This window comes from Exiguobacterium sp. s22, from assembly GCF_018617455.1.
In the GTDB taxonomy this organism is placed as follows: Bacteria; Bacillota; Bacilli; order Exiguobacteriales; family Exiguobacteriaceae; genus Exiguobacterium.
Genome location: NZ_JACSKD010000003.1, coordinates 25,503 through 42,460, shown reverse-complemented (window position 1 = coordinate 42,460; position 16,958 = coordinate 25,503). Strand labels below are relative to the sequence as shown.

The following is a 16,958-nucleotide window of genomic DNA, read 5'->3' as shown; positions in this document are numbered from 1 at the left end:
TTTTGTTTACGCTTGTTTCTGTTTAGCAACTGCCTCATAGGCAGGGACAAACGGATACTCCAAATCACGAGCAACCGCTTCGTATGTGACCGTACCGTTAATCACGTTCAAGCCTTTGAGAAGTGCGGCGTTTTCAAGGAGTGCCGGGAATACACCTTTTTGAGCGCATTCGATGATGTATGGCATCGTTGCGTTCGTGAGACCCATCGTTGATGTGCGTGGTACGGCACCTGGCATGTTGGCAACTGCATAGTGCTGGACACCATAGCGCTCATACGTCGGTGCGTCATGTGTTGTGATATGATCGATCGTCTCACAAATTCCACCTTGGTCGATTGCGACATCGACGATGACAGAGCCTGGTGACATACGCTGAACCATCTCTTCTGTAACAAGCTTCGGCGCTTTCGCTCCTGGAATGAGAACTGCCCCAATTACAAGGTCACTCTCGGCCACTTGTTTCGCGATGTTGTACTTGTTTGAGATTAACGTATTGATTGTGTTTCCAAACAAGTCATCGATTTGGCGTAGGCGAGCCGGGCTGATATCCATCAACGTCACGCTCGCACCAAGACCAATCGCGATACGAGCCGCGTTTGTACCGACGACCCCACCACCGATGACGGTGACGTTCGCACGAGGTACGCCAGGTAAACCAGACATGAGGATTCCTTTGCCGCCGTGTGGTTTTTCGAGAATTTGTGCTCCGATTTGTGCAGCCATACGACCTGCGACTTCACTCATCGGCGTGAGAAGCGGTAACGTCCGATCAACTTCTACTGTCTCATACGCAATCGCTGTAATCCCAGAATCGACGAGTGCTTTTGTTAATTCCGGTTCAGCCGCGAGGTGGAGATACGTGAAGAGCGTCAAATCAGGACGGAAGTATTGATACTCTGATGCCTGTGGTTCTTTTACTTTGAGGGCTAGCTCAACGCCTTCCCAAACCTCTTTCGCCGTTTCAAGAATCGTCGCACCGGCATCAATATATTCCATATTCGTGAAGCCGCTACCGAGACCGGCATTCGTTTCGACGAATACATCATGACCTAGCTCCGTTAACATAAATGCACCCATCGGTGTCAAAGCCACCCGGTTTTCATTGTTTTTAATCTCTTTTAATACCCCGATTTTCATGGAACATTCCCCTTTCATTCCGTTGACACAAATTGTTCACACCCCTAGTATAGACCCATCCGAAAGCGCTGTCTTTATCATGGATTCTAAAAATGAAGACGCTCACCTTGTGAAAAAACACAAAGTGAGCGTCTAGTCTTCTAAGCGATATTGACCGGCTTTAATCGCTAAGTAAATCATGGCGCGTTCTGGTAACGATACTTGCGTGATATTCGTCAGTTCTTCGATTCGTCGAATCCGGTACAGGACGGTATTCGGATGGATGTGTAGGTGAGATGCGACTCGTTTTACGTTTCCTTCGAAGTAAAAATACCATTCGAGTGTCGTGACGAGTTCGGTCTGATGGGATGAATCATATTGTTGCAGACGTTCAATCGTCGGATGTGTCTCAAGACGTAATCCGATGCGACGTGCGAGCTCGGGAACAAGCTGATAGATGCCGATTTGTTCGAAAGAACGAGCGTTTGAGAGTTCAAGAGGGAACTTACGACGTAAGGTCGTAACACGTTTCGCTTCTTCGGCTGCCGCATATAACGTATCACTTTCGAAAAAGCGTCGACTAATTCCCAGTCGAGGTTCAGACTCGGCGAATTTGTCTTGGAGCAACTGTTCGAATCGTTCAGCCCAAGCCAGTAATTCTGTCTCCTCATCAGAGAGCTCAGATTTCATATAGTGCCAGACCAGTAACTGCTGACCATCGATGGCGTGTAGAACGACTTCGATTGCCTCTTGGGTCGCAAGGACGTAATGCAAACGTTCAGCCAGTTGAGGGGTGATCGGTTGGCTACAATCAATAATCGTCAAACGACTGGCGACCGCGATAGGAGCGAGTTCGTTTAATCGTTCACGATTCGGGTCGGAAAGTGTGGGTGAAGCGAGAACATCTAGCAAAAAGCGTTCAAGTTCGGCATTAATCCGTCGCTCATGCATTGCGATGGTCATGAGTAATTTCTTCGCAATGTTCGCACCTTCTTGAAGGATCGCCAACTCTTGGTCGGTGAACGGATTTGTTCGGGCCAAACTCCAAATATAGCCGAGTACTTCATCATGTTGTTTAATGACGACTGCAGCACGTTCCCCTAAACCGACAGCGAGTCGGGCGGGGATGACAACGGGTTCGTCCTGATCAATCACTTCTCGCAAAATGCCACTCTCCCATAAATCTTCAATGACGGCTTCCGGGACACGACGACCGATGATGGTCGCAATTCGGGCCGGATCAGTTGAATCGGGATGTGTACTGTACGCAAGTAATTGATGATGGCGGTTTTCGATGGTGATCGGTGCTCGAATGGCCTGTCCAATCGCTTCGGCGAGTGTATCGAGTGATTCGTATGATTTCTGCAAAAAAGGCATGTCGATTCCTCCTCACTCTGAGTATACCGTCTTCTTTGTGAAACTTCACAAAAAGAATCGAGAGTGTGAGAAATGACATACCTTCTATTCATCACATAGGGAAAAATAATCCGACGGCCAGACCGAGCAAGGCTCCGACAATGACTTGAAAAGGTGTGTGACCGACGAGCTCGTTCAAGAGCGGGGTCTCATGTTTGATCCCTTTAAAATAATCGTTCAAGAGTCGGGCTTGGAAACCGACCGCTTGACGAACTCCGGTCGCATCATACATAACAATCGTGGCAAAGACGACGGCGAGTGCGAATAGGCCCGAGTCGATGCCTTCCATACGTCCGATGGCAGTTGCGAGTGCGACAACCGTAGACGAGTGTGAACTAGGCATGCCACCTGAAGCGAACATGATTTCAATTTCAAAATCCCGTGTTTTAATGAGTTCTGTTACGAGTTTAGCAGCTTGCGCGATGAACCAAGCGAGCATTGCGGCGAGTAAAGGTTCGTTAAACATGCATTCACTTCCTGTCTGACATGGTATCTTGACTATACCCGAAAGAAGCGCAGACTAGACGTTAAGATTTCGTCAAAAAAAGGTGTCATGGACAAGTCATCCATGACACCTTCTGGTCGATTTTTGTTACCCGACTACTCCTTCAGTTTCCTGAAGTTTCTCAGCAATGTTGTCAATGATATAACGGTTGCGTGGGTGTTCTTGACACTCTTTCGAGCATGAACGCATTTGTTTTGGTTCACACTCTTCACAACAGAAGTGTTGTACATTGCACTCCGGGTTAGCACAATTAACATAACGAACCGTCTCGGTTCCGCAATGCATGCAATGCGAGACGACAGTCGGGTTCACGGAGTTAACCGGGACGTTGATGCGCTCGTCAAAGACGTATAGCTCGCCATCCCAGTTTTCGCCTTTTGTCGCTTCGTCTTTTCCGTACATCGCGACGCCACCTTTAAGGTGGAAGATGTTGTCGTGACCTTGGTCACGCATATATGCTGTAAATTTCTCGCAACGGACGCCACCAGTACAGTACGTGAGAAGTGTTTTCCCTTCATAGAGGTCCTTGTTCTCTTCGAGCCATTCTGGCATGTAACGTGAAGCCTCTACATCGATTTTGATCGCGTTTTTAAAGTGACCAAGTTCGTACTCGTAGTTGTTACGAACGTCGAGGATGACGACATCATCACGATTCATCATCTCTTTCCATTCTGCTGGTTCGAGATATGCACCGTGTTGTTTCGGTACATCAAACTCACCATCAAAGCGCCACGTCACGAGTTCTTTCTTGTGACGGACAAAAATTTTCTTGAAGGCATGTTCTTCGACTTCATCGATTTTGAACTCGATGTCGCTGAAGAGTGGGTTTGCTTTCAAGTCATTCATGTATTGCTCAGTTTGTTCCCACGTACCAGAGCACGTCCCGTTGATTCCTTCGGAGGAAATCAAGATGCGTCCTTTGATGCCGAGGTCCTTGCAATACTTCAAATGTTCTTGCGTGAGTGTTTCTGGGTCTTCGATGTTGACGTACTTATAGTACAGCAAGACCCGCATTGGTTTTGTTTCCATATTGTGTTGCTCCCCTGTGTTCAGTTTTTTGCAGGAAAACGAACGTTGGGTTGTGTCGTTCGACGAATGAACTTGCCTGCAACCACAAGTCCATTATTATATGATAAATATCACGACGAATTTTCGCAAATGGTTTTTAATTTTTTTTGACGAATGCAGGGAGATGCGTCTTGTGAATCGAATTCGGGGAATAGAGTAGTAATGAAAGTTGAAGGTGGAACGACTATGCTGAATTCTCTCCAACAATACATCATCCAATTGATTGAATGGCTTCAAAGTTTGCCTGGGGGTCCTTGGGCCGGACTTGGTGCGCCGTTTTTAGAAGCGATTTTTCCGTTTTTACCACTCGTTTTAATCATATCGGCCAATGCAGCGACATATGGATTTCTGTTAGGCGTTCTCTTGTCATGGATCGGGAATCTCCTCGGGACGCTCGTAGTCTTCGCAGCTGTCCGATATGTCTTCCGAAAACCGATGACACGCTGGCTTGAGAGACATAAGGCAGCCGTGTATTGGCTAGAACGAATCAATCACATGAGTCCGATTTCACTTGGGTTCCTATACTCACTCCCGTTCATTCCGGTCAGTCTGATCACTTACTTGTTAGCGATTATTCAAATGCCACTTCGTACATTCGTTTTGGCAGCGGGATTTGGTAAATTACTCGTCGTCTTGATTTTCTCAGTCATCGGGGATCAATGGGAAGAATTTATTCAAAGCCCATTTCGTTTACTGATGCTCGGTCTACTTTTGGTCGCACTATGGGGCATCAGTCGAGGACTTGAAGAAGTGCTCAAACGACGCGCGTTCAAAAAACGAAACGAGCAGTTGAAACAAGATATGGTCACTAAACGACAAACACCCCTATGAAAGGGGTGTTTTTGATTATGACTGTTTTTTGAAACGTGGGAAATTGAATGCGATGGCGATTCCTCCGCAAATAAAGAGGAGGAACGGATAGAACATGAACGGGACGAGGTCAGGCGAAGCGGTCTTCGTTAGTTCTGCAGCGATGAGAAGTTGTGCCCCGTATGGGAGAATTCCTTGTACCCCACATGAGAAGATATCGAGTACGCTCGCTGACTTTTTCCGTTCGATGTCATATTCGTCTGCGATGTTTGCGGCGAGCGGTCCGGCTACGAGAATGGAAATCGTGTTGTTCGCGGTCGCCACGTTCGTTGCACTGACGAGACCGGCAATACTCCATTCGGCACCGGCACGTTTTTGGATCCGTGATGTCAATGCATCACGTAAATACGTAAGTCCGCCGTTATGGGAAATGAGTCCCACGAGACCACCCATGAGTAACGTTAGGAATGAAATTTCGGCCATGCCAATCATCCCGTCCGCAATGGCTGTCACGAACGCCGTGACCGACAAGCTTCCGTCGAGGAGGCCGATGATTCCTGTTAGCGTGATTCCGCCCAACAGGACGAGAATGACGTTCAGTCCCGTTAACGCCAGGCCGATAACCGCGAGATACGGAATGAGTTTATACCATTCGAATGCGGCGACATCGACTGTCGATTCACCGTTCGACAAGACCGCGAGTAAAATCGTCGTAATGATCGCGGCCGGTAACACGATCCAGAAGTTCGTTCGGAATTTATCCCGCATGTTCGTCCGTTGCGTCCTTACGGCGGCGATGGTCGTGTCCGAGATAAATGAAAGGTTGTCCCCGAACATGGCTCCGCCAACAACTGCAGCGGCAGCGATGGCGACATTCACGCCGCTCTCTTCGTGAATGCCGAGAGCGATTGGTGCGAGTGCCGCAATTGTTCCTGTCGATGTGCCCATTGCCATTGAAATGAAGGCAGCGATCACGAAGATCCCGCTCAAGAGAAGCGATGGTGGTAATAGCGTCAAGGCGGCATTGACTGTCGCGTCGATCGCTCCGATGGATTCCGCTACCGTTGAAAATGCGCCAGCCAGTAAGAAAATGAAAATCATGATGATGATACCCGGGTTACCGGCTCCTTGCGCGATTCGCTCCACGGTTTGGGTGGCACTACCTTTGGTCATGAATGCTGCAACCATCAAGGCGATGATAGCCGCAACGAGTACGGGAAACTTATAAAAGTCCCCATAATAGACACCCGCCCCAATGAAAAAGAGCAAGAAGATCAGTAACGGCAAGAGTGCCCATTTGTTTGCTGTTGGTTGTTCCACTATATTCACCTCACTAAAAAATAAAAGGACCTTTTCTTAAGAAAAAGGTCCTTCGTCTGAAATACCCTTTTCATCTTTCGAGCATTCGCTCGCTGGATTTGGCACAGGTTCCCCGCTGCCGAGACTTCACAGGGCCAGTCCCTCCGTCTCTCTCGATAAAAAGTGAATCTATCCAATTAGTAAACACGTTCCCTAACGTACCTGTTTCGAATTGGCTTGTCAACCTAAAAACTCCCCAATTCGATGTGAGAAAGAGGAGTTCAAGTCGTTAAATGATTAAAGTGTGCCACACGGTTACGTCCGGCATATTTCCCGCCAACGTAAAGTGCTCGGTCCGCGTTTCGAATGGTATCGTCTAGACGTTTGTTCCCAAACGACTCAATTGTATCGACACCAATCGAAGCAGTCACAGAGATATTATGGTGATCAACGATGAATGGTGTCGCTTCAATTTGATGACGGATTCGTTCGGCGACTTCGATTGCTTGCGTCACATCGCAATGATTGAGAAGTAAGATGAATTCCTCACCGCCGTAACGGGCAGCAAAATCATCGACGCGAAGCACTTGTTTAATGCGTCGACCAAATTCCTGCAACACTTGGTCACCGACTTGATGACCGTACGTATCATTGATTTTTTTGAAAAAATCAATGTCGAGCATGGCAACGGAAATCGGATACATTGAGACATCAGAAATTTGCTGAATCCCGTACTCATAGAAGGCGCGTGCATTGGCGAGAAGTGTCAAACTATCCGTCCGGCTCTCGGTATACAGACGGTCACGTTCATGACAGCGGCTGATGGTCCGGTTGAACGATTTTAACAACTTGATGATTTCATGTTGGATGATCTTTGGATATCCATAGACAGGTTCTCCGGTCATCACAATCCACGTACGGATTCCTTCAATCTCTTCTGAACGAATTGAGACGAAACTGTGATAATCGTCGTGGAATGCGTCAGAGAGTGAGGCATCCCATTCGAATCGCATCTCGTAGTCGAGGACAGGTTCCACCGGTTGACTGATGTCGAGCAACGCGAATGCGACGGGTCGATCAATCGGTTGTCGCGTCTTTAAGTCGAAGTAGAGTGTACGATCGAACAGTTTGAACTCAACATATCCTTCATCGTAATGGTTCAATTGTTCGCATTGACTTAAAAAGACTTCGATGGCTTGTGCCTCGCTTTGTGATAACGATACAGCCTCTTTCGCCTCATCGTATTGCTCAATTAACGATTTAAACGCATCTTGTCGCTCCTTTTGAATGAGAAGTCGCTTGATAAAGAACGTCAACGCAGCGGCGATGCTGCTGACGACAAGTAAATTCGTCTCTCGGAAAAACGCTGCCGCTAAGATGAAAATCAAACTGACGACGTACGTGTAAAAGGCAATCTTCAAAAAGTCGCTCAAAGCGATGTCGACACGGAACCACCATCTCACCTGATACTTTTGAAAGATGGTATTTAAAAAGATAGCAAGAAACAGTCCGGCGAGTGGGACGAATGACTCTTGCGAATAAAAGTCGAGACCGGTCTCGCCGCCGAGTGCAAGATAGACAGCAACGGGAATGACGATTTCCAGGTATGCCGTAATGGCGTTCCACGGATAGGTGAACCGAAAGCGGCGTATGGCGACTTTTGGTCTCAAGTTAGCGAATTGGAAGACGAATAGTCCAATTTGGTTCACGATAAGCGCCGTTTCAAATCCGAAGAATAAAAATAAGATTAAGACGATACTTTCAGAGAATGTAAAATACACACCTTTGACCTCAATCGAGTCAAGTTGAAAAATGATGACGAGTAACGAAATCAGAATAAAGGACAACGGATCGATGGTCGGGGCGTGTAAGACATCTAATGCAAATAATCCGATGGTGAAGATGAATAAAACACTCCATATACTCCAACCGAGCACGGACATCTTGCGGAAGTGGTTCATGCGTTCCCTCCTAGCATGGGAAATTTCAAGAATATAATATAAAGATTCGTCACGATTTCGTGTGAGTCCTGCTTCTCTTCTATGATGCTTGAATTCTAGCATTGAGTATATAGGGAATATCCTCTATAATGAAATTGCTTTTCAACCGCATAGACGAAAGTCGATGAAAAAGAGAGTAACGATGGTTTAGTCAACAAAGCGACCTGGGGATTGGTGAGAGCCTGGGCTGACAAACGTCGCGAAACGCACTTTTGAGATGCTATCCGAAACGAGAGTAGGCATAGCCGGAGGGAACCGTTATCACCATAAAGCGGTCTGCATCATGCAGGCAAGAAGAGTGGTACCGCGGGAATTCCCGTCTCTTTGCATCTATGCAAAGGGCGTTTTTTTTATGAGTTGTTATTGAAGAAGGAGGACATACAGATGAGTTATGAACGCAAATATGCAGAAGCACTATCCCGTGTCATCGGTGAAGAACTCACGATTGACCAAATTGAAGCATTGATTGAGAAGCCAAAACACGAGGCGCACGGTGATCTCGCGTTCCCGTGTTTCCAATTGGCGAAAGCTTACCGAAAAGCACCTGTCATGATTGCGACAGATATCGCAAATGAATTGAACGATGCATTGTTCACGAAAGTGGAGGCGGCGGGACCTTACGTCAACGTCTTCTTGAGCCGTGATGTCGTATCAAAAGAAATCATCAACACCGTGCTCGATGAGAAATCAGAGTATGCGACACATGAGGCACGCAACGAAACGATTGTGACGGACTTCTCGTCACCAAACATTGCGAAGCCTTTCTCGATGGGTCACTTGCGTTCGACGGTGATTGGGAATGCAATCAACCAAATCGCACGTAAAAACGGATATGACGTCGTCGGCGTCAACCACCTTGGAGACTGGGGCACTCAGTTTGGGAAATTGATGGTCGCCTACAAGAAGTGGGGCGATGAGGAAGCGGTACGCGCCAATCCGATCGCAGAACTTTTAAAATTATACGTCCATTTCCACGAAGAGGCGAAGACACAACCAGAACTCGAAGACGAAGGTCGTGCTTGGTTCAAAAAGCTTGAAGATGGTGACGCGGAAGCGACAGAGCTTTGGCAGTGGTTCCGTGACGAGTCGCTCAAAGAGTTCCAGAAAGTATATGACCTCCTTGGAGTGAAATTCGAAAGCTTCAACGGGGAAGCCTTCTATAACGATAAAATGGGACGCGTCGTCGAGATGCTCGAAGCGAAAAACCTCTTAGTGGAAAGTGAAGGGGCGATGGTCGTCTCGCTCGAAGAGGAGAACTTGCCACCATGCTTGATCAAGAAAAAAGATGGCGCGACGTTGTACGCGACACGTGATTTGGCAGCGGCGATCTATCGCTACGAGACGTATAACTTCGTCCAAGCGAACTATGTCGTCGGTGGTGAACAGGCGCTTCACTTCAAACAACTCTTCTCGGTTCTTCGTAAGCTCGGATATGACTTTGTTGATGGCATGCATCACGTGCCGTTCGGCTTGATCTTGCAAGAAGGGAAAAAGATGTCGACACGTAAAGGACGCATCGTTCTTCTTGAGGAAGTGTTGAAAGAAGCAATCGAAAAAGCACAGGCGAACATCGAACAGAAGAACCCGGATCTTGCGAACGCAGAAGACGTCGCACGCATGGTCGGTGTCGGCGCGGTCGTCTTCCACGATTTGAAAAACGAACGCATCAACAACATCGAGTTCGATCTCGACAGCATGCTCAAGTTCGAAGGGGAGACAGGACCTTACGTCCAATACACGAATGCTCGTGCAAACTCACTCCTCCGTAAAGGGAACTACGATGGTTCATCGTTCACTGGTGCAGACGATGATTACTCATGGGGTGTCGTCACGATGCTCAACGCGTTCCCGCACGTCATCACACGTGCGCATGAACGTCGCGAACCATCCATCATCAGCCGCTATGTACTCGACCTCGCGCAAGCGTTCAACAAGTACTACGGTCACGTCCGCGTCCTAGAGGAAGATGCGAGCAAACAATCGCGTCTCGCTCTCGTCAAGGCAGTGACGCTCGTATTGACAGAAGGGCTCCGTTTACTCGGTGTCGAAGCGCCGGAAGAAATGTAAGACAGACGAAAGGACCTCAAAAAATGAGGTCCTTTTTTGTATTCACACTTTCATCCGCGTCACCGTTCGGGCTTCCGTATCATAGAGACACCATTCCCGATCGAAGATGACGGCACCGACGTTGATGACATATCGTTTTTTCTTCAAATGGAACGGTGTCCCGATTTCCCACGGCAAGGATTTTCCTTTCCGGTAAATCCCGGGAATGTGACTATGTCCGATGAAGACGAGCGGATATTTCGCTTTCTCGACAACGGGTTCCCAGTTTTCGTTCCATTTCACTTGATGCCCATGTAAAAAGCGTGCTTCGCCAAGAGTCGTCTGTTCCGGCAATAAGGAAATCCGTGTTTTCACAGGGTGGTCGATGACGAGCACCTCGTCAATTCGCTCTTCCTGATTGCCCCGTAGACTCGGGAACGTGAGTAATGCTTCATAGTTCGGATCGTATGTCACGACGTCTTCCACATGATGAAAGCGCTCGTGACGTCGTTTTTTTCCGATATGGCATTCATACAGGTCACCGAGACAGAGAATATGCTCGGTTTCGCGCCGAACGTCATCGAGAACGGCCTTTAAATCATCAAACGAACCGTGCGGGTCACTGATGATCGCGAGTTTCATCGGAAGTTCGTGAATTGGGCGTCGACAGACAACTCGAGTTCACGAACGAGCTGCATAACGGCTTGAAGATCGTCACGAGATTTCCCCGTCACTCGGATTTGATCGTCTTGAATTTGCGATTTGACTTTAAGTTTTGATTCTTTGATGGCGTTGTTGATTTTTTTCGCGTCATCTTTGTCGATGCCGCTCTTCAGTTTCACACGTTGACGAACAGTGCCACCGAGTGCGCCCTCTACTTTTTGATAGTCGAGGTTTTTTGTCGGGACGCCGCGCTTGATCAACTTCGTGATCAAGACGTCTTTTAATTGTTCGAGTTTGTAGTCGTCATCCGAGATGAGGACGAGGTCCCCGTTGTCGAGCGACATCTCACTCTTGGATCCTTTGAAGTCGTAACGGTTCAAAATTTCCTTCTCCGCGATTTGAATCGCGTTCTTCACTTCTTCAAGATTCATTTCTGACACGATATCGAAAGAATTGTCTTTTGCCATGTTTCATCCATCCTTTGTCTGGTTTTGTTATAATGATAGCAGATTTGAAGCAGTGAAGGAGTGAAGAGATGGAACGTACAATGGATCAACACACACATGCAGACTTAGATCACGTTGCCTATCACGGAAAAGACCTAGGGGTGACGTTCAAAGGGGAACAGATTCGACTACGCGTCTGGTCTCCGGTAGCGGAACAGATGTCGGTGAAGCTATATCGCACAGCTCGTGCCCGTAAGTTTGAACGACTTGAGCTCGAGCCGGCCGAGAAGGGGACGTGGGTGATTGAACTCGACCGTGCCTTATTCGAAGGTCAATTTTATGTATTTGAAGCGCTGATTGATGGGAAAAAAGTAGAGTCGCTCGATCCGTATGCAAAAGTCGTCGGAGTGAACGGGAAACGAGGATGTCTGCTCGATCCGGCATCCTTGAACCCGGACCATTGGATCAAAGAACGTCCGTTATTCAATTCTTCACAAGAGGCGGTCATCTATGAGGCGCACGTACGTGATTTGACGAGTCATCCGGAGAGCGGGGCGACACACCGTGGGAAGTTCTTAGGGATGACCGAGACGGGTACGACGACCACGAGCGGTTACCCGACCGGACTCGATTACATTACGTCACTCGGAATCACACATCTTCAATTGATGCCGTTCTTTGACTACGGCTCGGTGAATGAGTCACGTGAAGGGGAAGACAACTATAACTGGGGCTACGATCCGGTTCATTACTTTGCGGTCGAAGGTTCTTATGCTTCGTCGGCGGATGACCCGGCGACACGGATCATTGAACTCAAAGCAATGATCCAGGCACTTCATGACCGAGGCATCCGTGTCATCATGGACGTCGTATTCAACCATACGCATGATGCGTTGACGACACCGCTCGGTCAATTTGTCCCGGACTATTACTATCGATTAAATGAAGACGGAACGCTTGCGGACGGCTCAGCATGCGGGAATGATACGGCATCTGAGCGCGCGATGATGCGGAAGCTCATGATTGAATGTGTCACGTACTGGGCGAAAGAATTCATGATTGACGGGTTCCGTTTCGATTTGATGGGACTCCATGACGTCAAAACGATGAACCAGATTCGGAAAGCGCTCGACCGTGTCGACCCATCGATTCTTGTCATCGGGGAAGGATGGGATTTGGATACGCCACTCCCGGTCCGTAAAAAAGCGAACCAACATAATGCGCATAAGATGCCACGCATCGCTCAATTCAATGATGGGATTCGAGACGGTGTCCATGGAGATGTCTTCATCGAAGACTTACCTGGCTGGGTAAGTGGAAACACGGATATGACGGCCGACGTGAAACGCGGGATTGCTGGTGGGATCACGAGCCAAAGTTTCGCTGATGAGCCGAACCAGGTCGTCAACTATGTGGAATGTCATGACAATTTGACACTTTGGGACAAATTATCCGTGACGAATCCGGAAGATGATGAGACGACACGTCGCCGTCGCCACCGTTTGGCGACCTCGATTGTGCTTCTAAGCCAAGGAATTCCGTTCCTCCACAGTGGACAGGAGTTCTTCCGGACAAAAGACGGGGATGAGAACAGTTTCAACTCAGGCGAAGTCGTCAACCGTGTGGACTGGACCCGAGCTGAACAAGAAGCGCCGAGTGTGGAATATGTGAAAGGTCTCTTGCGTTTGCGGAAGCAATATCCACTCTTCCGACTCGAGAACACGGAACAGATTCGTAAACACTTACGTTTCTTTGATGAAGCAGAAGGTGTGATTGCATTTGAATTGAGCCGTCACGTGGAAGGATATGTGGAACGACATATCGTATACCATAACGCACTCGAGGAGGCGGTCGAGGTCAAACTTCCGTCTGGTAAGTTCGAGGTAAATGTAGAAGACCATACTGTCAACTTGACGGCACCACGTCAAATCGAGGAGCGTCATATGACAGTCGCGCCACTTTCGACTCTTGTCGTGACCGAACGTCGTCCGGATTACAGCAAGTACGCTGTGGCTGGTGGAGCCGCACTCGCCGTAATCGGTGGTCTCTGGTATGTATCGAAGAAGCGCAAGCGCAAAGAGCAGTAACCAAAAAAGGAGACGTTAATCCGTCTCCTTTGGTGTGTCTTCCTCTGATTGAGATGCCTCGAGTTGCATCATTTTTTGAACGAGGATGTGTTTTGGCATATGCATCAGTTCCTCGAGCGGGACGTTTAATTTTTTTGCGAGTTCAACCGCGGTCTCTGGCGATAATTGTAATGGACGCATTGGTGTTCTCCTTTCGCGTATGTCTATACCGTCAGTATACAGGAAAATTGAAAATGTGTTGAATGAACACATTCAAAATCGAATTTCGTTTCGGTCGTTGCTAAGCTGAAATTAGGAAGTGATCAAATGTACAAACAAACAGCAGACTTTCAATTTCATCAAACGATCGAATGGTTAGAACGTATCGGTGAAGGTTGGATGTTGTACTTGGCGCAAACCGGATTTATGTTCTTTGACGAGTCGTCTCAAATTCGCTGGGAGATTGACTGGAAATGGACCCCGTGCGCCTTATATGTGGAGCCGAGTGCGGCACGTGCCGTAGCATGGTTCCGGGACAGAGGACTTTACGGAGTGATTGATTTACAAAAAGGACAGATGGAAACACATGCCATTCCGCAACGTTTTATTGGGGATTGGTTTAGCAATTTGCACTATTGGCAGGACGATGACATCTATTTATATTCAGCTGAATCAGATGTCGTGGCTCTGAATCTCCACGATTATACGTTTCGATATAGTCGCTATGAAGAAGTTCCGGTGTTTGGAAGAATCATCGAAATGGCGTATCAAGGTACGTATGATTTTGAGCGATTTACACCAGAAACATGTGTGACCTTGTTCGATGAACGAACGCATCACTTTTTAATCAACAATGTGAAGACGAATGAGAGTTGGCGTATTCCGTATGAAGGGAATCGGGAAACGGTCATTCTTGACCAAGTCGGAGATACGACAGCCATCACTTCAACGGAATCGTTTCAACTGTTTCATCGGGATCGAGAACTGTTTTCTTCAAGCGTGTGTGCAGACAATCAATTATTGAAAGTGATGTTATTAGACAAGCGAGGCGATCGACTCGCTGTTTTGTCCGCACCACCACGATTTTGTCATAGCTGGCTTCAAGTCTTTGAACGCCAAGGTTCCTGAACCGGTGAACGGTTCGGGAATTTTTTATGAAGCCACGATGAAAGAGGAGAGAAACGGGAAGTAGATGGATAGACAGGGAGGAGTGACATCAATGGAATGGTTAGGTAGGCAGTTGGTTCGCTTTCGGTACGGCGTATTACTCATATGGGCGATTTTACTCGCGGGTTCAGTCTATTTCGGGCTACAGCTCCCGGGCGAGTTGAGAGGAAATGGGTTTGCCATTCAAGATGGACGTTTCCAACAAGTAGAGGATACGTTAAATGAACGATTTGATCGAGCGGGTGCTTCGATGATCGTCTTATTCGAAGATGGAGATTTGGATGCGGTCATGGAAGAACAACAAGACCGCTTTGAAGCAATTTCTTCAATTGACGGCGTGATTACCCCGGCGGAGAATCCCGATGCTCGTTCAGGGGATGTGTCCTATTTCGTGCTGGAATTCGAAGATTATGATGCGGCGGAATCGTCAATCGATGCCGTGCGGGACGCGCTCATCGTAGATACGGATACCGAAGTTCGTTTGACAGGGGAACCGGTCTTTGCGGACGACTTGAACGAGGCGTCGAAAAATGACTTGATTCGAGCGGAGTTGATTGGGATTCCGGTTGCACTTGTCGTCTTATTACTCGTTTTCGGCACGCCACTCGCTGCGCTCATGCCGTTACTTGTCGGACTGATTACCTTTATTGTAGCAGCGGGATCGCTATTCTTTTTTGCGCAAAACATGGAATTATCCATATTCGTCTTGAACGCCGTGGCGATGATTGCCATTGCGCTCGGTATTGATTTTTCACTCTTATTCGTCAATCGGTATCGAGAAGAGTTGACGCGTGGTCAATCGAGAGAAGAGGCGATCGTTCGGACTGTCGCGACAGCGGGGCGCTCCATTCTTTTCTCCGGACTATGCGTCTTTGTGGGATTGGCTGGCCTATTGTTCATTCAAGTGGACGTCTTCCAGGCGGTCGCGCTCGGTGCCCTCATTGCCGTTGCGGGGGCTGTATTGTCCGCACTAACGCTATTGCCGGCATCTCTTTACTTGGTCGGCGATGCATTGAATAAAGGGCGAATCATCAAGTCGGACGAAACACGTTCTGAAAAGCGTTGGCAAAAGCTGGCGCGCTTCGTGATGAAACGTCCGGTGACGATGACGCTTGTTGCGTTATTGATTCTTCTTCCGAGTCTTTGGTTCGTGCGTGACTTGGAGTTGAACATTCCAGATGCGGATGCGCTCCCGACTTCCTATGAATCGCGGGCGGCGCTCGAACGATGGGATGATGTGTTTGGAGACAACTCGACTGACGCGGTCATTCTGTTCGAAGCGAATGATTTGACCGACCCGATGATTTTAGAAGAATTGACGAGTCTTACAGATGAGTTGAATGAAGTCGATATCGTCTCTAACGTTTCGACCTTTTTGACGACGTCTGGTCTGGCACCTGAGACCTTTATACAACTCGCCGAGACAGCGCCGGAACAACTCGCCCCGCTTGAGCGCCTCGTGACACTTGACGGGAATACAGATTTGGCACTCGTGAATGTTAGCTTCGATGTACCTCCGAGCGATAAAAAAGCGCAAGCGTTCGTACGGGATTGGCGAGACAAGGGGTTTGAAGTCGGTGGACCGGCAGCTTTCAATGAAGAAATTTATGACGAAATTTATGATAGCATTCCCTACGCGGTGATCACGGTTATCTTGGCGACCTTTTTCATCCTCATGTGGGCGTTCCGCTCTATCTTGATTCCGATCAAGGCCATTCTCATGAACGTGCTTGGTCTTGGGGCGACGTTCGGCTTACTCGTCATCATCTTTGAATCAGGGTACATCTATGATGCCGAAACCATCGGTATATTGACACCGGTCTTCATCTTCTCGCTCGTCTTCGGCTTATCGATGGACTATGAGGTATTTCTCGTTTCACGAATCGAGGAATATTACCGCGAGACAGACGACAATGATTTTGCGACAGAGATGGGACTGGCGAAAACGAGTAAGATCATTACCTCGGCCGCCATCATTATGATCGTCGTGACGGGTGCCTTTGCCTTCACGGGTGTCAGTCCAATCAAACAGCTTGGTGTGGGGATTGCGCTCGCCATCTTTATTGATGCGACCATCATCCGGATCTTGCTCGTTCCGTCCCTTATGAAACTGTTCGGGGATTGGAACTGGTGGTGGTTTGGGAAGAAAAATTTACCGAAACGTAACATGCACTAAAGGTAAAATTCATGAACTGAATCAAAAGGTGTGGTAAACTACCTACAAGATTACGCGCAATTTGAGAAAGGAAGGTCTTTATGGATACCGAGAGGACATGGCCTCTGTTCCAACTTCCGGACTTCTAGCGTTGACTGATCACAACCACGTGTATCAATCAACAAACGGAAGATCGGAGAT

14 protein-coding genes, 1 riboswitch and 1 other annotated feature are annotated in these 16,958 nt (G+C 48.1%); of the genes, 5 read left to right on the top strand and 9 right to left on the bottom strand.

Going from position 1 to position 16,958, the window contains the following annotated elements:
- Positions 1–6: 6 nt before the first annotated feature.
- The 4 genes from ald to trhO all read right to left on the bottom strand — a co-directional run bounded on the left by ald (position 7) and on the right by trhO (position 4,066).
- Positions 7–1,137 carry an alanine dehydrogenase gene (ald, locus tag KNO94_RS06650; RefSeq protein ID WP_214778362.1) on the bottom strand — a complete coding sequence of 377 codons (1,131 nt, stop codon included), beginning with the start codon at positions 1,135–1,137 and terminating at the stop codon, positions 7–9.
- A gap of 132 nt (positions 1,138–1,269) precedes the next feature.
- A complete protein-coding gene (locus tag KNO94_RS06645; RefSeq protein WP_214778359.1) occupies positions 1,270–2,493 on the bottom strand; it encodes a PucR family transcriptional regulator in 1,224 nt (407 codons plus the stop codon).
- 91 nt (positions 2,494–2,584) lie between these two features.
- Positions 2,585–2,998: a divergent PAP2 family protein gene (locus tag KNO94_RS06640; RefSeq protein ID WP_214742651.1), complete on the bottom strand. Its 414-nt coding sequence runs from the start codon at positions 2,996–2,998 to the stop codon at positions 2,585–2,587.
- Positions 2,999–3,124: 126 nt separating this feature from the next.
- Positions 3,125–4,066 carry an oxygen-dependent tRNA uridine(34) hydroxylase TrhO gene (gene trhO / locus KNO94_RS06635; protein ID WP_214695947.1) on the bottom strand — a complete coding sequence of 314 codons (942 nt, stop codon included), beginning with the start codon at positions 4,064–4,066 and terminating at the stop codon, positions 3,125–3,127.
- A gap of 225 nt (positions 4,067–4,291) precedes the next feature.
- Between trhO and KNO94_RS06630 the strand changes: the two genes are divergently transcribed.
- Positions 4,292–4,936 (top strand): TVP38/TMEM64 family protein, encoded by a 645-nt coding sequence (locus tag KNO94_RS06630; RefSeq protein WP_214778358.1) that lies wholly within the window; start codon positions 4,292–4,294, stop codon positions 4,934–4,936.
- 15 nt (positions 4,937–4,951) lie between these two features.
- On the opposite strand, the gene KNO94_RS06625 is transcribed toward KNO94_RS06630, so the two are convergent.
- Together KNO94_RS06625 and KNO94_RS06620 are read right to left on the bottom strand one after the other, a co-directional pair.
- Positions 4,952–6,235 carry a Na+/H+ antiporter NhaC family protein gene (locus tag KNO94_RS06625; RefSeq protein ID WP_214778356.1) on the bottom strand — a complete coding sequence of 428 codons (1,284 nt, stop codon included), beginning with the start codon at positions 6,233–6,235 and terminating at the stop codon, positions 4,952–4,954.
- Positions 6,236–6,302: 67 nt separating this feature from the next.
- Positions 6,303–6,397: riboswitch (SAM riboswitch) on the bottom strand.
- 98 nt (positions 6,398–6,495) lie between these two features.
- Positions 6,496–8,175, bottom strand: coding sequence for a GGDEF domain-containing protein (locus KNO94_RS06620; protein ID WP_214778354.1), 1,680 nt, complete (start codon positions 8,173–8,175; stop codon positions 6,496–6,498).
- A gap of 154 nt (positions 8,176–8,329) precedes the next feature.
- Positions 8,330–8,541, top strand: a binding site (T-box leader).
- A 57-nt stretch (positions 8,542–8,598) separates the two neighbouring features.
- On the opposite strand from KNO94_RS06620, the gene argS reads away from it, so the two are divergent.
- A complete protein-coding gene (argS, locus tag KNO94_RS06615) occupies positions 8,599–10,281 on the top strand; it encodes an arginine--tRNA ligase (RefSeq protein WP_214778352.1) in 1,683 nt (560 codons plus the stop codon).
- A gap of 42 nt (positions 10,282–10,323) precedes the next feature.
- On the opposite strand, the gene KNO94_RS06610 is transcribed toward argS, so the two are convergent.
- Positions 10,324–10,902: a metallophosphoesterase family protein gene (locus tag KNO94_RS06610; protein WP_214778350.1), complete on the bottom strand. Its 579-nt coding sequence runs from the start codon at positions 10,900–10,902 to the stop codon at positions 10,324–10,326.
- On the bottom strand, positions 10,899–11,390 hold the full coding sequence (locus KNO94_RS06605; RefSeq protein ID WP_214742658.1) for a YajQ family cyclic di-GMP-binding protein: 492 nt from the start codon (positions 11,388–11,390) through the stop codon (positions 10,899–10,901). The genes KNO94_RS06610 and KNO94_RS06605 overlap by 4 nt, the downstream gene beginning before the upstream one ends.
- 68 nt (positions 11,391–11,458) lie before the next feature.
- Here KNO94_RS06605 and pulA point away from each other — a divergent pair, with 68 nt between their 5' ends.
- The gene (pulA, locus tag KNO94_RS06600; protein WP_214778348.1) at positions 11,459–13,456 is read left to right on the top strand and encodes a type I pullulanase; all 1,998 of its coding nucleotides are present in this window, start codon (positions 11,459–11,461) and stop codon (positions 13,454–13,456) included.
- A gap of 15 nt (positions 13,457–13,471) precedes the next feature.
- On the opposite strand, the gene KNO94_RS06595 is transcribed toward pulA, so the two are convergent.
- Positions 13,472–13,636, bottom strand: coding sequence for a YycC family protein (locus KNO94_RS06595; RefSeq protein ID WP_015880521.1), 165 nt, complete (start codon positions 13,634–13,636; stop codon positions 13,472–13,474).
- 126 nt (positions 13,637–13,762) lie between these two features.
- Between KNO94_RS06595 and KNO94_RS06590 the strand changes: the two genes are divergently transcribed.
- Both KNO94_RS06590 and KNO94_RS06585 read left to right on the top strand, forming a co-directional pair.
- The gene (locus tag KNO94_RS06590) at positions 13,763–14,563 is read left to right on the top strand and encodes a hypothetical protein (protein WP_214778346.1); all 801 of its coding nucleotides are present in this window, start codon (positions 13,763–13,765) and stop codon (positions 14,561–14,563) included.
- 91 nt (positions 14,564–14,654) lie between these two features.
- Positions 14,655–16,778, top strand: coding sequence for an MMPL family transporter (locus KNO94_RS06585; protein WP_214778344.1), 2,124 nt, complete (start codon positions 14,655–14,657; stop codon positions 16,776–16,778).
- Positions 16,779–16,958: the final 180 nt, after the last annotated feature.

Bases quoted from the DNA above. Each gene is read 5' to 3' on its own strand.
- ald (WP_214778362.1), bottom strand. From the start codon at position 1,137: ATGAAAATCGGGGTATTAAAAGAGATTAAAAACAATGAAAACCGGGTG.
- KNO94_RS06645 (WP_214778359.1), bottom strand. From the start codon at position 2,493: ATGCCTTTTTTGCAGAAATCATACGAATCACTCGATACACTCGCCGAA.
- KNO94_RS06640 (WP_214742651.1), bottom strand. From the start codon at position 2,998: ATGTTTAACGAACCTTTACTCGCCGCAATGCTCGCTTGGTTCATCGCG.
- trhO (WP_214695947.1), bottom strand. From the start codon at position 4,066: ATGGAAACAAAACCAATGCGGGTCTTGCTGTACTATAAGTACGTCAAC.
- KNO94_RS06630 (WP_214778358.1), top strand. From the start codon at position 4,292: ATGCTGAATTCTCTCCAACAATACATCATCCAATTGATTGAATGGCTT.
- KNO94_RS06620 (WP_214778354.1), bottom strand. From the start codon at position 8,175: ATGAACCACTTCCGCAAGATGTCCGTGCTCGGTTGGAGTATATGGAGT.
- argS (WP_214778352.1), top strand. From the start codon at position 8,599: ATGAGTTATGAACGCAAATATGCAGAAGCACTATCCCGTGTCATCGGT.
- KNO94_RS06610 (WP_214778350.1), bottom strand. From the start codon at position 10,902: ATGAAACTCGCGATCATCAGTGACCCGCACGGTTCGTTTGATGATTTA.
- KNO94_RS06605 (WP_214742658.1), bottom strand. From the start codon at position 11,390: ATGGCAAAAGACAATTCTTTCGATATCGTGTCAGAAATGAATCTTGAA.
- pulA (WP_214778348.1), top strand. From the start codon at position 11,459: ATGGAACGTACAATGGATCAACACACACATGCAGACTTAGATCACGTT.
- KNO94_RS06595 (WP_015880521.1), bottom strand. From the start codon at position 13,636: ATGCGTCCATTACAATTATCGCCAGAGACCGCGGTTGAACTCGCAAAA.
- KNO94_RS06590 (WP_214778346.1), top strand. From the start codon at position 13,763: ATGTACAAACAAACAGCAGACTTTCAATTTCATCAAACGATCGAATGG.
- KNO94_RS06585 (WP_214778344.1), top strand. From the start codon at position 14,655: ATGGAATGGTTAGGTAGGCAGTTGGTTCGCTTTCGGTACGGCGTATTA.